Source organism: Pseudomonas taiwanensis, from assembly GCF_013393345.1.
In the GTDB taxonomy this organism is placed as follows: Bacteria; Pseudomonadota; Gammaproteobacteria; order Pseudomonadales; family Pseudomonadaceae; genus Metapseudomonas; species Metapseudomonas resinovorans_C.
Genome location: NZ_QJRF01000033.1, coordinates 130,207 through 146,984, shown reverse-complemented (window position 1 = coordinate 146,984; position 16,778 = coordinate 130,207). Strand labels below are relative to the sequence as shown.

Annotated in this window: 18 protein-coding genes; 10 read left to right on the top strand and 8 right to left on the bottom strand. The window is 63.4% G+C overall.

The window, feature by feature from the left end:
• From DM872_RS04345 to DM872_RS04310, 8 genes are all read left to right on the top strand, one after another.
• Nucleotides 1-408: a YybH family protein gene (locus DM872_RS04345; protein WP_179058305.1), complete on the top strand. Its 408-nt coding sequence runs from the start codon at nucleotides 1-3 to the stop codon at nucleotides 406-408.
• Nucleotides 409-432: 24 nt separating this feature from the next.
• Nucleotides 433-1,953, top strand: a complete 1,521-nt coding sequence (locus DM872_RS04340) for a purine-cytosine permease family protein (protein ID WP_179058304.1) — start codon at nucleotides 433-435, stop codon at nucleotides 1,951-1,953.
• Between the two features lie 79 nt (nucleotides 1,954-2,032).
• Complete coding sequence (locus DM872_RS04335; protein WP_179058303.1) at nucleotides 2,033-2,857, top strand: ABC transporter substrate-binding protein; 825 nt, start codon at nucleotides 2,033-2,035, stop codon at nucleotides 2,855-2,857.
• A gap of 78 nt (nucleotides 2,858-2,935) precedes the next feature.
• On the top strand, nucleotides 2,936-3,679 hold the full coding sequence (locus tag DM872_RS04330) for an amino acid ABC transporter permease (protein WP_179058302.1): 744 nt from the start codon (nucleotides 2,936-2,938) through the stop codon (nucleotides 3,677-3,679).
• 10 nt (nucleotides 3,680-3,689) lie between these two features.
• The gene (locus tag DM872_RS04325) at nucleotides 3,690-4,421 is read left to right on the top strand and encodes an amino acid ABC transporter ATP-binding protein (protein WP_077524056.1); all 732 of its coding nucleotides are present in this window, start codon (nucleotides 3,690-3,692) and stop codon (nucleotides 4,419-4,421) included.
• On the top strand, nucleotides 4,421-5,143 hold the full coding sequence (locus DM872_RS04320; RefSeq protein ID WP_179058301.1) for a class II aldolase/adducin family protein: 723 nt from the start codon (nucleotides 4,421-4,423) through the stop codon (nucleotides 5,141-5,143). The genes DM872_RS04325 and DM872_RS04320 overlap by 1 nt, the downstream gene beginning before the upstream one ends.
• Before the next feature lie 97 nt (nucleotides 5,144-5,240).
• Nucleotides 5,241-6,620, top strand: coding sequence for a sodium:solute symporter (locus DM872_RS04315; protein ID WP_077524058.1), 1,380 nt, complete (start codon nucleotides 5,241-5,243; stop codon nucleotides 6,618-6,620).
• 261 nt (nucleotides 6,621-6,881) lie between these two features.
• On the top strand, nucleotides 6,882-7,607 hold the full coding sequence (locus DM872_RS04310; RefSeq protein ID WP_179058300.1) for an MBL fold metallo-hydrolase: 726 nt from the start codon (nucleotides 6,882-6,884) through the stop codon (nucleotides 7,605-7,607).
• A 5-nt stretch (nucleotides 7,608-7,612) separates the two neighbouring features.
• Here DM872_RS04310 and DM872_RS04305 read toward each other — a convergent pair whose 3' ends face one another.
• Nucleotides 7,613-7,750, bottom strand: a complete 138-nt coding sequence (locus DM872_RS04305; RefSeq protein ID WP_179058299.1) for a PA1414 family protein — start codon at nucleotides 7,748-7,750, stop codon at nucleotides 7,613-7,615.
• Between DM872_RS04305 and DM872_RS04300 the strand changes: the two genes are divergently transcribed.
• Entirely contained in the window at nucleotides 7,749-8,030 is a 282-nt protein-coding gene (locus DM872_RS04300) for a hypothetical protein (RefSeq protein ID WP_179058298.1), read from the top strand. The genes DM872_RS04305 and DM872_RS04300 overlap by 2 nt on opposite strands.
• Here the strand turns inward: DM872_RS04300 and ptrR are convergent.
• On the bottom strand, nucleotides 8,018-8,887 hold the full coding sequence (ptrR, locus tag DM872_RS04295) for a putrescine utilization regulator PtrR (RefSeq protein ID WP_179058297.1): 870 nt from the start codon (nucleotides 8,885-8,887) through the stop codon (nucleotides 8,018-8,020). The genes DM872_RS04300 and ptrR overlap by 13 nt on opposite strands.
• A 110-nt stretch (nucleotides 8,888-8,997) precedes the next feature.
• On the opposite strand from ptrR, the gene DM872_RS04290 reads away from it, so the two are divergent.
• Nucleotides 8,998-10,185: an MFS transporter gene (locus tag DM872_RS04290; protein ID WP_179058296.1), complete on the top strand. Its 1,188-nt coding sequence runs from the start codon at nucleotides 8,998-9,000 to the stop codon at nucleotides 10,183-10,185.
• Between the two features lie 75 nt (nucleotides 10,186-10,260).
• Here DM872_RS04290 and DM872_RS04285 read toward each other — a convergent pair whose 3' ends face one another.
• The 6 genes from DM872_RS04285 to aceK all read right to left on the bottom strand — a co-directional run bounded on the left by DM872_RS04285 (nucleotide 10,261) and on the right by aceK (nucleotide 16,617).
• On the bottom strand, nucleotides 10,261-11,346 hold the full coding sequence (locus DM872_RS04285) for an extracellular solute-binding protein (RefSeq protein ID WP_179058295.1): 1,086 nt from the start codon (nucleotides 11,344-11,346) through the stop codon (nucleotides 10,261-10,263).
• The gene (locus tag DM872_RS04280; RefSeq protein ID WP_179058294.1) at nucleotides 11,343-12,383 is read right to left on the bottom strand and encodes a histone deacetylase family protein; all 1,041 of its coding nucleotides are present in this window, start codon (nucleotides 12,381-12,383) and stop codon (nucleotides 11,343-11,345) included. The genes DM872_RS04285 and DM872_RS04280 overlap by 4 nt, the downstream gene beginning before the upstream one ends.
• 279 nt (nucleotides 12,384-12,662) lie before the next feature.
• Nucleotides 12,663-13,070, bottom strand: a complete 408-nt coding sequence (locus DM872_RS04275) for a hypothetical protein (RefSeq protein ID WP_179058293.1) — start codon at nucleotides 13,068-13,070, stop codon at nucleotides 12,663-12,665.
• A gap of 6 nt (nucleotides 13,071-13,076) precedes the next feature.
• Nucleotides 13,077-13,364 (bottom strand): colicin Z C-terminal domain-related protein, encoded by a 288-nt coding sequence (locus tag DM872_RS30835; RefSeq protein WP_373273676.1) that lies wholly within the window; start codon nucleotides 13,362-13,364, stop codon nucleotides 13,077-13,079.
• A gap of 491 nt (nucleotides 13,365-13,855) precedes the next feature.
• Entirely contained in the window at nucleotides 13,856-14,875 is a 1,020-nt protein-coding gene (locus DM872_RS04270) for an AraC family transcriptional regulator (protein ID WP_179058292.1), read from the bottom strand.
• A gap of 5 nt (nucleotides 14,876-14,880) precedes the next feature.
• Entirely contained in the window at nucleotides 14,881-16,617 is a 1,737-nt protein-coding gene (gene aceK / locus DM872_RS04265; protein WP_179058291.1) for a bifunctional isocitrate dehydrogenase kinase/phosphatase, read from the bottom strand.
• Nucleotides 16,618-16,778 lie beyond the last annotated feature (161 nt).

Genomic DNA, 16,778 nt, shown 5'->3' with positions numbered 1-16,778 from the left:
ATGAGCGAACAGCAACACGTCCTGGAGGCCGCCAGCACGCTGGTGGCCGCCTTCGCCGCGAACGATACCGAAGCCTACTTCGCTGCCTTCAGCGAAGACGCCAGCTTCGTCTTCCACACCTGTGACAAGCCGCTGCCCACCCGCGCGGCCTATCGCGAGCTGTGGGAAAGCTGGCAGCGCGACGGTTTCGAGGTGCTGGCGTGCGAATCCCTCAACCCCGTGGTGAGCCTGCAAGGCGACGTGGCGATTTTCTACCACGACGTCGCCACGCGCCTGCGCATCCAGGGTGAAGACATAGAAAGCCGCGAGCGGGAAACCATCGTTTTCCGTCGGCAACAAGAAGAAGGCCACTGGTTGGCCTGTCACGAGCACTTGTCGGCCATGCCGGCGCATCTGCCGCCGACCTGACAAGGCTCCCTGGGAGAGTAAGAAATGCATAACAACAACAACGATCACGCAGTCACCCGAATAGAGACACACGGTGTCGAGCAGATTCCCGATCACGAACGGGATGCCGGCCCCCTGGACCTGTTCCGCCTGATCTTCGGCGGTGCAAACACCTTCGCCACCGCCGTACTCGGCAGCTTCCCGGTGCTCTTCGGCCTGTCTTTCGAGGCCGGCTTCTGGGCCATCCTGCTGGGCGTGCTGGTAGGTTCGCTGATCCTCGCCCCGATGGGCGTGTTCGGCGCACTCAACGGCACCAACAACGCGGTGTCCTCGGGCGCCCACTTCGGCGTGCATGGTCGTATCGTTGGCTCCTTCCTCTCCCTGCTCACCGCTATCGCGTTCTTCTCGCTGTCGGTCTGGAGTTCCGGTGACGCCCTGGTGGGCGGTGCCAAGCGCCTGTTCGACCTGCCGGAAACCGACCTGACCCTGGGCCTGGCCTACGGCCTGTTCGCCGTACTGGTACTCGCGGTGTGCATCTACGGTTTCCGCTTCATGCTGCTGGTGAACAAGGTCGCCGTGTGGGCCGCCAGCGTCATGTTCCTGCTGGGCATCTTCGCCTTCGTCGGTCCGTTCGACGCAGCCTACGCCGGTTCCGTGAACCTCGGTCAGGAAGGCTTCTGGGCCGCGTTCATCGGTGCCGCCCTGCTGGCCATGAGCAACCCGGTTTCCTTCGGCGCCTTCCTCGGCGACTGGTCGCGCTACATCCCGCGTGAAACCTCGAAGCAGCGCATCATGCTGGCCGTGATCGCCGCACAGTTCGCCACCCTGATTCCCTTCCTGTTCGGCCTGGTCACCGCGACCATCGTTGCCGTGCAGGCCCCGGATTACATCGCGCAGAACAACTACGTCGGCGGCCTGCTGGCCGTATCCCCGGCCTGGTTCTTCCTGCCGGTGTGCCTGATTGCGGTGATCGGCGGCATGTCCACCGGCACCACTTCGCTCTACGGCACCGGCCTCGACATGTCTTCGGTCTTCCCGCGCCTGCTCAACCGTGTGCAGGCCACCGTGATGATCGGCGTGCTGTCCATCGGCTTCATCTTCATCGGCCGCTTCGCCTTCAACCTGGTGCAGAGCGTGTCCACCTTCGCCGTGCTGATCATCACCTGCACCAGCCCCTGGATGGTGATCATGATCCTCGGCCTGATCATCCGCCGCGGCTTCTACTGCCCGGACGACCTGCAGGTCTTCACCCGTGGCCAGTCCGGCGGCCGCTACTGGTTCACCAACGGCTGGAACTGGCGCGGCATGGGCGCCTGGATCCCGAGCGCCGTGGTGGGCCTATGCTTTGTGAACCTCCCGGGCCAGTTCGTCGGCCCGCTTGGCGAGCTGGCCGGTGGCATCGATATCAGCCTGCCGGTCACTCTGGGCACGGCCGCCCTGCTGTACCTGGTACTGCTGGCGATCTTCCCGGAACCGGCCGCCGTCTACGGTCCCAAAGGTCCGCGTTGGGTCCCCTCGGGCAAGACTTCCCAAGCGTCCGCTCAGGCTTTGCCTGAAGCCGCGTAACAACGAAGAAACAGCTCCACCTTTTTTGCGACTGCCTAACAACAACAACCACTGCAAAACGCCTTGAAGGAGTTACACGATGACCAATCGTCCGCTGAAACTGTTTGCCCTCGCCGGTCTCTTCGCCGCCACCCTCAGCGGTGGCGCGATGGCCGCCGACGGCAAACCTTCGTTCGTGAGTTCGGGAAGCTTCCAGGTCTGTTCCGACCCGACCTTCCCGCCGCTGGAGTTCTTCGAGAAAACCGGTGACCGCGAGCCCAGCGGCTTCGACGCGGACCTGATCCGCGCGCTGGCCAAGCACTGGGGCGTCAAACCGCGCTTCATCGTCACCGAGTTCACCGGCCTGCTGCCGGGCCTGGATGCCAAGCGTTGCGATGCGGTCATCAGCGGCACCCTGATCACCCCGGAACGCGTCCAGAAGCTGAACGCCGTGCCTTACTTGTCTAGCGCCACCATCGTCTTCGGCAGCGGCAAGGGCGATCTCAAGCTGAACAGCCTGGACGACCTGTCCGGCAAGGTGGTCGCGGTGCAGTCCGGCACCCGCTACGTGACCATCATGGAAAAGCTCAACGCCGACCTGAAGGCCGCTGGCAAGACCCCGGCCGTGCTGCAGACCTACCCGAAAGGCAGCGACGTCGCCCAGCAAGTGCTGGTAGGCCGCGCCGCCGCCGGCCTGTCCCAGGACACCGAACTGGCCTACCGCGAACTGCAGACCCCCGGTCAGTTCAAGACCCTCTACGCCTTCCCCGAGAAGGACATCTTCGGCGCCTACATGCGTCCGAACCCGGAAGACAAGCAGGCCGTCCAGGACGCCGTGTCTGCTCTGAAGGCCGATGGAACCCTCAAGGCCATCGCCGAGAAATGGAAGCTCGATCCAGCCAACCTGGAAACCGCCGCGCAGTAAGCACGGCCAACCGCCCGCCCCTCTCTCGCTTGCGGGAGAGGGTGCAACGGCACGCTTTCATTCACGCAGGACACGTACATGAACTTCGATGTGACTGTCTTCTGGGACGCCCTGACGTCCTGGCACTTTTTCCGCGGTGCCTGCATCACCCTGATCCTGGCGCTGGTGTCCCACTCGGTGGGTATCCTCATTTCCATTCCTTGCGCCCTGGCCCTGGACGGTCCGCCGAGCGTCTGGCGCAGCTCCCTGCGCGGGGTTCTCAGCGTCTTCCGTGGCGCGCCGACCCTGCTGCAACTGCTGTTCGTGTGGAACGCCCTGCCGCAGTTCTTCCCGGTGTTCCGTGAAGAGTGGTTCACCCCCTTCATCGCCGCCTGGATCGCCCTGTCGCTCAACGAAGCCGCCTACCAGGTGGAGATCAACCGCGCCGCGCTGAAGGCCGTCGACAAGGGTCAGTACGCCGCGGGCCACGCCCTGGGCCTGTCGCGCTGGCACACCTTCCGTTACGTCATCATGCCCCAGGCCGCGCGCATCGCCGTGCCGCCAACGGCCAACGAATTCATCACCCTGCTGAAGATCACCTCGCTGGCGTCGGTCATCTCCCTGCAGGAACTGATGGCAGTCACCTCGCAGACGGTCTCCACCACCTTCCAGTTCTCCGAGTACTACGCCGTCGCCCTCGTTTACTACCTCGTCATGGTCTACACCCTGACCTGGATGCAAAGCGGCCTCGAACGACGCCTCTCCTGGGATGCCCAGGGCGGTGCCAGCAGCAAATCCGTCGGCCTGGTGCAACGCACCCTGGCTCGTATGCGCCGTATCTGAGGAGCCCGCCATGAACGAAATCATCCGTCTGCAGAACGTCGGCAAGCACTATGACGATTTCCAGGTACTGCAGGGCATCAACCTGTCGGTACGCCAGGGCGAGAAGATCGTCATCTGCGGCCCGTCGGGCTCTGGCAAGTCGACGCTGATTCGCTGCATCAACCGCCTCAATCCCCATGACAGCGGCACCATCACAGTCGAGGACCAGGACATCTCCACCAAGTCCGGTAGCGACCACGTGCGCCGCGAAGTCGGCATGGTGTTCCAGAACTTCAACCTGTTCCCCCACATGACGGTGCTGGAGAACTGCACCCTGGCACCGATGAAGGTGCGCGGCATGGGCCGCAAGCAAGCCGAGGAACTCGCCCTGCGTTACCTGAACCGGGTGCACATCGGCTCCCAGGCCCATAAGAAGCCCGGCCAGCTTTCCGGTGGCCAGCAGCAGCGTGTAGCCATTGCTCGCGCCCTGTGCATGAACCCCAAGGTGATGCTCTTCGACGAGCCCACGTCGGCGCTGGACCCGGAAATGGTCGGCGAAGTACTCGAAGTGATGACCGAACTGGCCCAGGACGGCATGACCATGCTCTGCGTGACCCACGAAATGGGCTTCGCCCGCAAGGTGGCCGACCGCGTGGTGTTCATGGACGCGGGCCAGATCGTGGAAACCGCGACGCCGAACGAGTTCTTCGACAACCCACAGCATCCGCGAACCCGCGCATTCCTCTCGCAGATCCGTCACTGATGAACGCACAGAACGAAGCCATCCTGCGTCGTGACCTGGCGGCCGCCTACCGGCTGGCCGCCCTGTTCGGCTGGGATGACACCCTCTACACCCACTTCTCGGTGCGCCTGCCAGGCGTGGAACCGCGCTTCCTGATCAACCCGTTCGGGCTGATGTTCGAGGAAATCTGCGCCAGCGACCTGATAGTGGTGGACATGCACGGCCGTGTGGTGGAAGGCAACGCCGACTACAACATCGCCGGTTTCACCATTCACAGCGCGGTGCACATGGCCCGCGCCGATGCCCACTGCGTGATCCACACCCATACCCTCGCGGGTATGGCGGTGGCCGCCTCGGACAACGGCCTGGCCCAGCTCAACCAGATCAGCGCCGAGTTCCACCAGCGCGTCGGCTACCACACCTACGAAGGCATCGCCCTGGACCTGGGTGAGCGCGAGCGCCTGGTGGACTCCCTCGGCGACAACATCGCCCTGATGCTGCGCCACCACGGGCTGCTCAGCGTCGGTGCCAGCGTCGCCGATGCCTTCTACGTCATGTACTACCTGAACAAGGCGTGCGAGATACAAGTCGCCGCCTCGTCGCTGCGCGGCATCCGCGAGATGCCGAACGAGCTCAGCGTGCATGCCTGCGAACAGTTCCAGGCCTGCGAATGGCAGCGCCAGCTGGTCTGGGAAGCCTGGCTGAGAAAGCTCGAAAGGGAATGCCCCGAATACAAGGACTAGGACGAATTCAAGAGGCGCAGTGTGAAGCGTTGCGCGCCTTGCAACACCTGTCGCGGCCTCAAAGTCGTGGCAACAACAATAGATAGAGAGACCTGAAATGGCTTTGGATATTTTCGTAGTACTGATCTATGCCGCTGGCATGCTGCTGCTGGGCTGGTACGGCATGCGCCGCGCCAAGTCCCATGAGGAGTTCCTGGTCGCCGGCCGTAACCTCGGCCCGGCCTTCTACATGGGCACCATGGCCGCCACCGTTCTCGGTGGTGCGTCCACCGTCGGCACCGTGCGCCTGGGCTACGTCCATGGCATTTCCGGTTTCTGGCTCTGCGCCGCCCTGGGCGCGGGCATCATCGTGCTGAACCTGTTCCTGGCCAAGCCCCTGCTGAAGCTGCGCATCTTCACCGTTACGCAGATCCTGGAGCGTCGCTACAACCCGATGGCCCGCCAGGCCAGCGCGGTGATCATGTTCGCCTACGCGCTGATGATCGGTGTGGTCTCCACCCTGGCCATCGGCACCGTCATGGAAGTGCTGTTCGGCCTGCCGTTCTGGATCTCGGTCCTGCTCGGCGGCGGCGTGGTCGTGGTCTACTCCACCATCGGTGGCATGTGGTCCCTGACCCTGACCGACATCGTGCAGTTCATCATCAAGACCGTCGGCCTGATGTTCCTGCTGCTGCCGATCTGCCTGTACCGCGTGGGCGGCTGGGACGAACTGGTGGCCAAGCTGCCGGAAACCGCCTTCAACTTCACCACCATCGGTTATGACACGATCATCACCTACTTCCTGATCTACTTCTTCGGCATCCTCATCGGCCAGGACATCTGGCAGCGCGTGTTCACCGCGCGCAGCGAAGGCGTGGCCAAGTACGCCGGCACCGTCGCCGGTGTCTACTGCGTGATCTACGGCCTGGTAGGTGCCCTGATCGGCATGTGCGCCAAGGTGCTGCTGCCCGACCTGGACAACGTCAACAACGCCTTCGCCGCCATCGTCCAGGCCTCGCTGCCGGACGGCATCCGTGGTCTGGTGATCGCCGCTGCCCTGGCCGCGATGATGTCCACCGCCAGCGCCGGCCTGCTCGCCGCCTCCACCACCATCACCGAAGACCTGCTGCCCAAGCTGCGTGGCGGCAAGGAATCCAGCCTCGGCATGACCCGCCTGTTCACCCTGCTCACCGGCATCGCCGTGCTGGTCATCGCGCTCATCGTCAACGACGTGCTCGGCGCCCTGACCCTGGCCTACAACCTGCTGGTCGGCGGCATGCTGATCCCGCTGCTGGGCGCCATCTACTGGAAGCGCGCCACCACCGCCGGCGCCATCGCCAGCATGTTCCTGGGCTGCGTCACCGCCCTGGTGTTCATGTTCACCGACGGCCTGGAAGCCAACACCCCGATCTACTACAGCCTGGCCGTGGGCCTGGTGAGCTTCGTGGTAGTCAGCCTGCTGTCCCGTCGTTCGGAAACTGCCGGCGAACTGGCCTGACATGCACTGCCGCCTCTCCCCGGAGGCGGCTTTTCCCGCCCCGGTCCGGCACCCGCCGACCGGGGCTTTTTTTATTCCCCATCGAGCTACGACTAGGCTGAAGGCATGGCTTTCCTGTGGGGGCGAATTCATTCGCTATGCAGACCGCAGGTCTGCCTCGACCATCCAGGGGCGGCTACGCCGCCCATCGCGAATGAATTCGCCCCCACAGATTTCCGCCCCACAGTCAGCCACGTGGCATCAACCGGCACGGAGCACCCCATGAAAATCGTCAGCCGCGACCAGTGGTTCGAAGTCGAGCACCGCTACGACGGCATCAGCCTGATCAGCGAACCCTTCGTGCGGCCTTTCTACCGCTGCAACATCTGGCATATCCAGGGCCGCGACCGTGACCTGCTGGTGGACTCCGGCTCCGGCGTGGTCAGCCTGCGCGAACAACTGCCCTGGCTCACCCAGCGGCCCTTGCTGGCAGTGGCCAGCCACACGCATTTCGACCACATCGCCGGCCACCACGAATTCACCGAGCGGCTGGTTCACCCGGCGGAAGCGGACATCCTGGCCACCCCCACCGGGGCCAATACCCTGGCGACGGACTATGTCGGTGATGAGATGTTCGAAGCGCACCCGGACTGCCCGCTGTGCTATGCCGAATACCGCGTGAAGGCGGCACCGGCTACGCGGCTGATCGATGAGGGCGATGTGCTGGACCTGGGTGATCGGGTCCTGGAGGTGCTGCATACCCCCGGTCATTCACCGGGCGGCATCAGCCTGTGGGAAGCGAAGACGCAAACGCTGTTCAGCGGCGACATCGTCTATGACGGCCCGCTGATCGATAACGCCTACCACTCGAATCTGGAGGATTACGCGAAAAGCCTTACACGGCTGCGCGACCTTCCGGTGCGCACCGTGCATGGCGGTCATTTCCCCAGTTTTTCCGGTGAGCGGCTGCGCCAACTTGCAGACAGCTGGCTAAAGGCCCACGAGTAAACCGGTTACCTTTTCTGGCGGCGCTGCTCTGCGAGACGGCGCTGCTCTTCACTACGGACCGGAATGGGTTGCAGGCGCGGTGCCTCGATCAGGCCCAGCGCGACACCCAATTGCCACATCCACGCCTCTAGCCGCTTCTTCATGCTCGACCCCCTTTCCTGGGAAGTTGGTCGGGTGGCCCTTGCTTCTTGGACCACCCTCGTCTGGAGCTTAGTTGCTCCCGGCAAGATCCAAAATACGCCCACCCGGAAATTTCCTACTGATCTGAATCAAACCGCTGAACGGTATCCAGGAAACATCCTACTGGAGAAAAAGTCCGAGATATCCGCGACTTCAGTGCAATTGCCGATGGGAATCGCTTCCCGCATTCAGGCCTGCTCCTACGGCGGATCGGTGAAGCGCGATCTTCTCTACGCCTCCTGACGGCTGCCCTGCTGCAGGTCGATCCAGGCGCGCAGGTTGGCCCCGAGCATGCCCTTGCGCCACATCAGCCAAGTGGTGGCGCGGTCGAACGGCGCGCCCAGTTCATGCACCCGTACCTCTTCCCGACCCGGCAGGCTGTTCAGCATCGAACGCGGCACCAGGGCGATGCCGCCACCTGCAATCACGCAGGCCAGCATGCTGTGGTAGGACTCGATTTCCATGGGCGGCGACATCGGCACCCGCGAAGCCACGAACCAGCCCTCCAAGCGTCGCCGGTAGGAACAGCTCTGGCGAAACGCGTAGACCTCCAGACCCGCTACATCCTCGGCCGAGCGCACCGGACCATGGTTGGCCTCGGTGATCAGCACCATTTCCTCCTCGAACATCGGCAGCCCATCCAGCTCGGCGAACTCCACCGGCCCATCCACCAGAGCCGCATCGAGTCGGCCGCCGAGCAGACCATCCAACAACTCGCCGCTGGGTGCGGTCCGCACCTGCAGATTCACCGCCGACCAGGCGCGGTGATAACGCACCAGCATGGGCGGCAGGTGGATGGCGGCGGTGCTGAACATCGAGCCGATGACGAAATCCCCGGCGGGCTCACCACCGCGCAAGGCGGCTTCGGCTTCTGCCTGCAGGCCGAACATGCGCTCGGCATAACCCAGCAGGACCTTGCCCGCGGGCGACAGCGTCAGGCGTTGGCGTTCGCGCAGGAAGAGTTCGACGCCGAGGTTTTCCTCCAACTGCTTGAGCCGCGTGGAGAGGTTCGATGGCACCCGGTGCAGACGGGACGCTGCACGGGTAATGGAGCCCTCTTCGGCCACGGCCTGGAAGATGCGGAGCTGGCTGAGTTCCATGGATTCACCATTCAACAAAAGAGAACAACTGCGTTCTTTTTTATTCGCTTTTCATGAACAACACCAGTGCCTAGGATGGAATCCCGATGACCTGCTCCGGAGTCCTCCCCATGTCCCCGCTGATCCGACTGCTTGCCTGCTTCACGGCCCTGTTGGTGGCCATGGGGGTCGGCCGTTTCGCTCTTACGCCGCAACTTCCGCACCTGATCGCTGAAGGCCAGGTGAGCTTGACCGGTGCTGGCCTGGTGGCTGCGGCCAACTACCTGGGTTATCTGGTCGGCGCTTTGGATGCTTTTCGCGCCAGCTCGCCGCGCCAAGCGCGGCTGCGCCTGATCCTTGGCCTCTGGGCCACCGCCCTGTTGACGCTGGTTTCGGTGCCGGTCGAAGGCTTCTGGCCCCATGCACTGCTGCGCTTCGGCCTGGGCGTGACCAGCGCCTGGGTGCTGGTAGTCGTGACCGGCCTCAGCCAGCGCATCGCCGCCGAAGCCAATCGGCCGCGCCTGGGCAGCCTGGTGTTCGCCGGCCCCGCCTTCGGGGTGATGCTGACCGGGCTCCTGGCCCTTGAACTGAACCTGCTGGGCCAGGGCTCCGCCGCCATCTGGCTCGCCTTCGGCGGCCTCGCCCTGGTGCTCACCCTGATCGTCCAGCCGCTGCTGCCGAATCCCCAGCCAACCGCGACGGCGACCGAGCAACCCGCAGGGCAACGACCTCGCGCACTGTATGCGCTGCTCGCGGCCTATGGCCTGGTGGGTCTGGGCTACATCATTCCCGCCACCTTCCTGTCGCAGATGGCCGCCGCGCGTTTTCATGGCCAATGGCAGGCGGACCTGTTCTGGCCCGCGTTCGGCCTGGCGGCTGCGTTCGGTGTGTGGCTGGTGAGCCTGCGTCGTCAGCGACCTGTTGGCACCCGTCGCTGGCTGGTGGTCGCGCTCTGGTTGCAGGCAGCGGGCACCCTCGCCTGCGCGCTGCCGGGCATGGCCGGACTGGTACTGGGGGTGATCCTCAGCGGCGGCCCCTTCCTCGCCGGCATGCAACTGGTGATGCAGTACGCCCGCGAACTGGACCCGCACGGCCATAGCCGTAACGTCGGTCTGCTAACGGCCGCCTTCGCCCTCGGGCAACTGGTCGGGCCGCTACTGGCGGCGGTGAGCAGCCACGTCAGCGGCGACCTGCAACCGGCGCTCTATTTGGCAGGAGCAGGGCTGGTGCTGGCGGGGGGATTGATGCTGGGGACTTGGGGTAGGAAACCTGTGGGGGCGAATTCATTCGCTAAGCAGGCCGAAGGCCTGCCCCATTGAGGTTGAGGGGCTGCTACGCAGCCCTTCGCGAATGAATTCGCCCCCACAAAAGGCAGACACCAATGAGGGAAGTATCTAGGTCCCGGTCTTGATCTTGGTCCAGGTGCGGGTACGGATGCGCTCCAGCTTCGGCGGCAGCATCTCCACCGAGAACAGCTTGGCCTGCACTTCCGCCGGCGGGTAGACGTTGGGGTTGTCGCGCAGCTCCGCGGAGATCAGCGAGTCCGCCGCCTGGTTGGGGTTGGCGTAGGCGACGTGGTCGGAGATCGGCGCCACCACTTCCGGGCGCAGCAAGTAGTTGAGGAAGGCGTGGGCCTGCTCGACGTTCTTCGCGTCCTTCGGAATCGCCAGCACATCGAACCAGGCAGCGGTGCCTTCCTTGGGAATGCGGTACTCCACCTTCACCCCATTGCCGGCTTCCTTCGCCCGAGCGGCGGCCTGCATGGCACCGCCCGACCAGGCCAGGGCCACGCAGACTTCACCGTTGGCGAGGTCGGTGACGAACTTCGACGAGCTGAAGTAGGTGATGTTCGGCCGGAGTTGGGCCAACAGCGCCTCGGCCTTCTCGTAGTCCTCGGGGTTGCGGCTGTTGGGTGACAGGCCCAGGTAGTGCAGGACTTCCGGAATCACCTCGGTGGGCGAGTCGAGGAAGGCCACGCCGCATTGCTTGAGCTTGGCCAGGTTGTCCGGGTTGAAGATCAGCTCCCAGGAATCCACCGGCGCGTTTTCACCCAGCACCGCCTTCACCTTGTCGACGTTGTAGGCAATGCCGTTGGTGCCCCACATGTAGGGCATCACGTACTGGTTGCCCGGGTCCTTGGCGGCCAGCACCTTGAGCAGCGCCGGGTTAAGGTTCTTCCAGTTCGGCAACTTGCTCTTGTCCAGCGGCTGGAACACACCCGCCTTCATGTAGTTGGGCAGGAAGCCGTCGCTGGGCACCACCAGGTCGTAGCCGGAATGGCCGGAAAGCAGCTTGGCTTCCAGCACTTCGTTGCTGTCGTAAACGTCGTACTGGGGCTTGATTCCGCTGTCGGCCTGGAAATCCTTCAGGGTGTTCGGGCCGATGTAGTCGAACCAGTTGTAGATGCGCACTTCAGGCTCGGCGACTGCGCTCAGCGAGGCGCCCAGCAGGGCACCCGCCAGCAGGATGCGGGCCTTCATTGGGCGGCCCCTTCGTAGCCTTGCAGCACGTTCACCGCGTTCACGCCGATGGCTTCCACCGCGTAGCCGCCTTCCATGATGAACAGGGTGGGCAGGCCCAGTGCGGCGATACGTTGGCCCATGCGGATGTAGTCCGGCGAATCCAGCTTGAACTTGGAAATCGGGTCGTCCTTGTAGGTGTCCACGCCGAGGGAGATCACCAGCGCGTCCGGCGCGTAGGCGGCGATCTTGCGGCAGGCATCGTCGAGGGCGGCGGACCAGCCGTCCCAACCAGTGCCGTGGGGCAGCGGATAGTTGTGGTTGAAGCCGGCGCCCTCGCCTTCTCCGCGCTCGTCGGCATGGCCCAGGTAATAGGGGTATTCCACCAGCGGATCGCCGTGGATCGAGGCGAAGAGCACATCGGCACGGTCGTAGAACAGCTCCTGGGTGCCGTTGCCGTGGTGGTAGTCGACGTCGAGGATGGCCACGCGCTTCGCGCCCTGATCGAGGAAGGCCTGGGTAACGATGGCGGCGTTGTTGAAGAAGCAGTAGCCGCCCATGAAGTCGCTACCGGCGTGATGTCCCGGCGGACGGCAGAGGGCGAAGGCGGTGTTGGCACCCTGACGGATGTGGTCCTGGGCGGTCAGCGCCACCTGGGCGGAGCTGTACACGGCCTGCCAGGTGCCGGCAGTGATCGGCGCTTCGGTGTCGAAGCAGTAATGACCGAGCTGGCCATGCAGCGCGGTGGGAATGGGGCCGTCGCGACGCAGGCGGCGCGCCGGGAAAGTGCTGGGGAGCATGTCGCAGCTATGGCCTTCAGCGGCCCAACGATGCCAGGCACCCTTGAGGAACTCCACATAGGCGGCGTCGTGCACCCGCAGGACCGGCTCCAGTCCGAAGTCCTTCGGCTCGATCACCTCACCGATTTCCTGCTGGCGAACCCGAGCCAGCACAGTGTCCGCACGGCTGGGCATTTCGAAACAGGGCTGGAGTTTGCCGTCGACCAGTTCCGACTGGCCGAAATGGAGACGGTGATCGTCGCTGTAGACGGTCAACATGGGGAGCACCTCATTCAGGGTCTTGTTATTGAGGGAGGGATTCTGTGGGCAATCGGGGGTGTTTGCGCAGTGGCAAGGACGGCCAATAGGGGATTGATATGGCCAACATCAATGGCCAGTAACCACTTCCATGTCGCTACACCTCGCCACCCCCGTAGGTTGTGGCTGAGCTACGCGAAGCCCAACATCCTGGCTCGCCGGTGACTCCGCTGTTGGGCTTCGCTGCGCTCTGACCAACCTACGCCCCCCACAACAACGTAGAACCTAGTGGGGGCGAATTCATTCGCGATGAGCACCGCTCAATGGCTCTACCGCGGGGGACAAGACTCGTTGAACTTCATTAGCCAGCCCCTCATCCGGGATTGCGATTTTCAAGCTACTGGCCTGGAACTCGCCCATGATCGGCAGTGAGCGTGACAAATCGCGGCCATTCAGGGACACCGACAGCAATCCTCCACGATGGGAGTTCAGGAAGTCGGCCAACGACTTCGCGCAGACATCATTCAGCGCCACGTGCACATAGGACCGCTGCCCCTGGTCCCGCATGACCATGGAATTCTCCACGCATTCACGGGTTAGCAAGTAGTCCTTGTCATCGATATTGAACAGGACACCTTCAGAAGTCGCAGAGACGCAGCCCGAAACAACAAGTACGAATAGCGGTAGAAAGAAAAGCGACTTCATCATGTCCTCTCAGTAAACAGTGAGCGTAATGACCTGGCCCAAGCTGTGACTTCTGAACCTGATCCGGGAAACGCAGGCGCAGATACCGCTGGTGAAGGTGTGGGTACCGGGCCCCACCACTATGTCGCTCGATTCGGTCGCGCCTTGGAAGTAACGTATCTCAGCGTCAAAGGTCGAGGATCCTGACGAAGTATCGAACTCAACCTTGTAAGAGAGTGGCCCTCCCATTTGCTCGGCGATTACCACCCAAGGCCCCCAAATTCCTGTGGGCGGTGCCCAACATTCCAACTGTTTCATGGCTCCTCCTTTTCGTCATTGCACAAAGAGGGTGAACCATGCCAGATGGGCCTCGGGCCGAGGCAGGTCTGTAACCGATTCCGAAAATTCCCGGCGTCAAAGCGTCAATGAACACAAGCAATGTCATCAGCCAGCGCGCCGATTTTTGCTCGGATTGAATACCAGCTAATAGGCTTCTCTTTCGCGAATGAACCGGCACAAGGACGCGAATCCTTTGTAGGGGCGAATTCATTCGCCAAGGGCAGCGCAGCTGTTCCCTTTGGCCAAGTAGGGCGAACCTGCGGTCCGCTTGGCGATTGAAATGGCTGTGTCTGCAGTAAGTGTTGCAAGTAGCTGCATTGCCCGTAGGAGCTGGCTTGCCAGCGAATGGCTCCTTTTCGCTAGCAAGCTAGCTCCTACAAGGCGCCTGGACCGACTGTTGAATTCTGGAAACAGCTAACGCAGACATAGCCATTGAAATCGCCCCCACAGGTTCCCCCTGCGCCCTTCCACTAACCCCGGAAATGACTCGGCGGCTGCCCGCTCCAGCGCTGGAAGGCGTGGCGCAGGCTGGCGGATTCGCTGAAGCCGAGCGCCTCGGCGATACGGTAGATAGGCATGTCGCCTTGCTGAAGCATTTCCTTGGCGCGGGTGAAGCGCAGTTCATCCAGCAGTTGCTGGTAGCTGGTCTGCTGCTGAGCGAGGTGGCGGCGCAGGCTGCGGGACGAGCAGTTCATCTGCCGGGCCAGCTCTTCCAGTCCCGGCGGGTCTTGCAGGCGTGCGGCGAGGAAGCCGCGCACCCGCTCCAGCCAGGCGCGACGGGCAGCGAACTCGACGTTCTGACGGCGGCATTGTTCGAGCATTTCCTTGTGCGTCACCGGATCGGCGAGCGGCAGGCGGCGGGCCAGCCAGGCGGCATCGAACCCCATGGCGCTGCGGGCGGCGCCGAAGGTGACCGGGCAACCGAAGCCACGCGCGTAGGGGCGCGCCATGCCAGCGCTTGCGGGGTAGTCCAGTTGCACCGCATGCAACGGCAGTGGCTGCCCCAGCAGGTCCGCGAAGGCAACCTTGAGCGAGCCCAGGCACACCTCGGTATTGAACGCCCGCAAGGACTCATCCTCGCTGTAACCGCAGGCGCTGAGCCAGGCGGTATCGCCGTCCTGCTCCAGGGCCAGGCGGAAATAAGTACCCAGCAGCACCGGGTAACTGAGACCGACGCGCAATGCTTCGCCGAAGGTCGGCGCAGAGAGCATCGCGTAGCCCAGCAGGCCATAGGCGGAAATGCGCGTACGCAGGCCAAGAGTCACGCCCAGGGCGGGGCGAGGCATCAGGCGCACGGCGTTGGCGTAGACCTGTTGCTCCTGCTCGGGATTGATCAGGCGCTGCAACTCGAGCAGGTCCTGCTCGCTGATGCCACTGCCGGCCAGGACATCCGCGGTTCCGATACCATCCTCCTGTAACAGTGCGGCGGTGAGTGCCGACATGTGCAGGGAGTTGAGCCAGGTGGCGCGGGAGAAAGTGTGCTCGACCATGATCCCTACTGGATGGCCTCGGTGAGTTCCCGTTCCTGCCGCCGGTAGGGGAAGACGTCGATCACCTTGCCGGAGCGGATGGCGGCCTGCAGGGTCTTCCAGTACTCAGCTTCATAGAGCTCGCCATGGAGCTTGGCGAACAGCCGGCGCTGACCGATATCGGCGAAGAGGAAGCGCGGGAATTCCTCGGGGAAGACGTCGTTGGGCGCCACCGAATACCAGGGCTCGGCGGACATCTCGTCCTCCGGATAACGCGGCGGCGGGATGACGCGGAAGTTCACCTCGGTGAGGTAGCAGATCTCGTCGTAGTCGTAGAACACCACGCGGCCGTGGCGGGTGACGCCAAAGTTCTTCAGCAGCATGTCACCGGGGAAGATGTTCGCCGCCGCCAGTTGCTTGATAGCCAGGCCGTAGTCATACAGCGCCTCGTGCACCTGGGCCTCGCTGGCGCTTTCCAGGTAGATGTTCAGCGGGGTCATGCGGCGCTCGGTCCAGCAGTGACGGATCAACACCACATCGCCCTCCAGCGCCACAGTGGAGGGGGCCACCTCCAGCAGTTCAGCCAGGCACTCCGGCTCGAACTTGGATTTGGGGAAGCGGAAGTCGGCGAACTCCTGGGTATCGGCCATGCGCCCTACCCGGTCGACGTTCTTCACCAGGCGGTACTTCTCGATCACGGTGTTGCGGTCCACGGTCTTCGCGTGGGCGAAACGGTCCTTGATGATCTTGAACACGGTGTTGAAGCCCGGCAGCGTGAACACGCTCATCACCATGCCGCGCACGCCGGGCGCCATGATGAAGCGGTCGTCGGTGTTGGCCAGGTGGTTGATCAGCGCGCGATAGAACTCCGACTTGCCGTGCTTGTAGAAGCCGATGGAAGTGTACAGCTCGGCGATGTGCTTGCCCGGCAGAATGCGCTTGAGGAAGCCGACGAACTCGGCCGGCACGGCGACATCCACCATGAAGTAGGAACGCGTGAAGGAGAAGATGATCGACACTTCCGCTTCGTCGGTGATCATGGCGTCGGCCTGGATACCACGCCCCTCGCGGTGCAGCAACGGGATCACCAGCGGCCATTGTTCATCGCGGGTGTAGATGCGGCCAACCAGGTAGGCGCCCTTGTTGCGGAAGAGCGGTGACGCGAAGAGTTCGATGCACAGCTCCGGGTCCTTGCACACCCAGTCCGGCAGATTCTCGCGCAGCTGGGCTTCGAGGCGCTCGATGTCGCCGGGTCGGTCGTCGTAATGCACGTCGAAACGAAAGTCGTCGAGTATCGCCGAGAGCGCCGCATGCAGGCGGCCTGCGGGGCGATAGCTGCGGGTCTGCGGCGCGCGCTCGTGGACACGCAGCGACGGCCGGGTGGTGTGGATGAACATGCAGCCGTCGCTGATCAGGTCGTGGCTGAACAGGCTGCAGAAGATCGAGTTGTACCAGGTCTCGGACAACTCATCGTCTAAGCGCACATCGATCAGGCCGATGTAGGCGCTTTTCACCAGGGGCCAGAGCTGCACATCCAGCAGCTCGTCCATTGCATAGGCCGCACGCAGCCGCGCGCTGGTTTCACCGACCTTCACTTCGTAGAGGGCGATCCGCTCAGCCGCCGCAAGCTGCGTGGCCTGCCACTGGGCCTCCTCGAAGCGGGAACGGGCGCCATCGGTGATCTGGCGGAAATGCTCACGGTAATCGTCGAAGCCATCGAGGATCAGTCGGGCGATGCCTTCGGCCGGCCATTGCTGCGCCATGGAATTGTTCTCGGCTGCGGTCACGGGAAAGGCGAGCTTATCCAGAGGATTGAGGGAAAAAAAGAGCGCTGGGTGGCTACTTCGGTTGGGGTGCGATGCCCTGTGGGGGCGAATTCATTCGCTAAGCAGGCCGAAGGCCTGCCCTTAGACTCTCCAAGGGG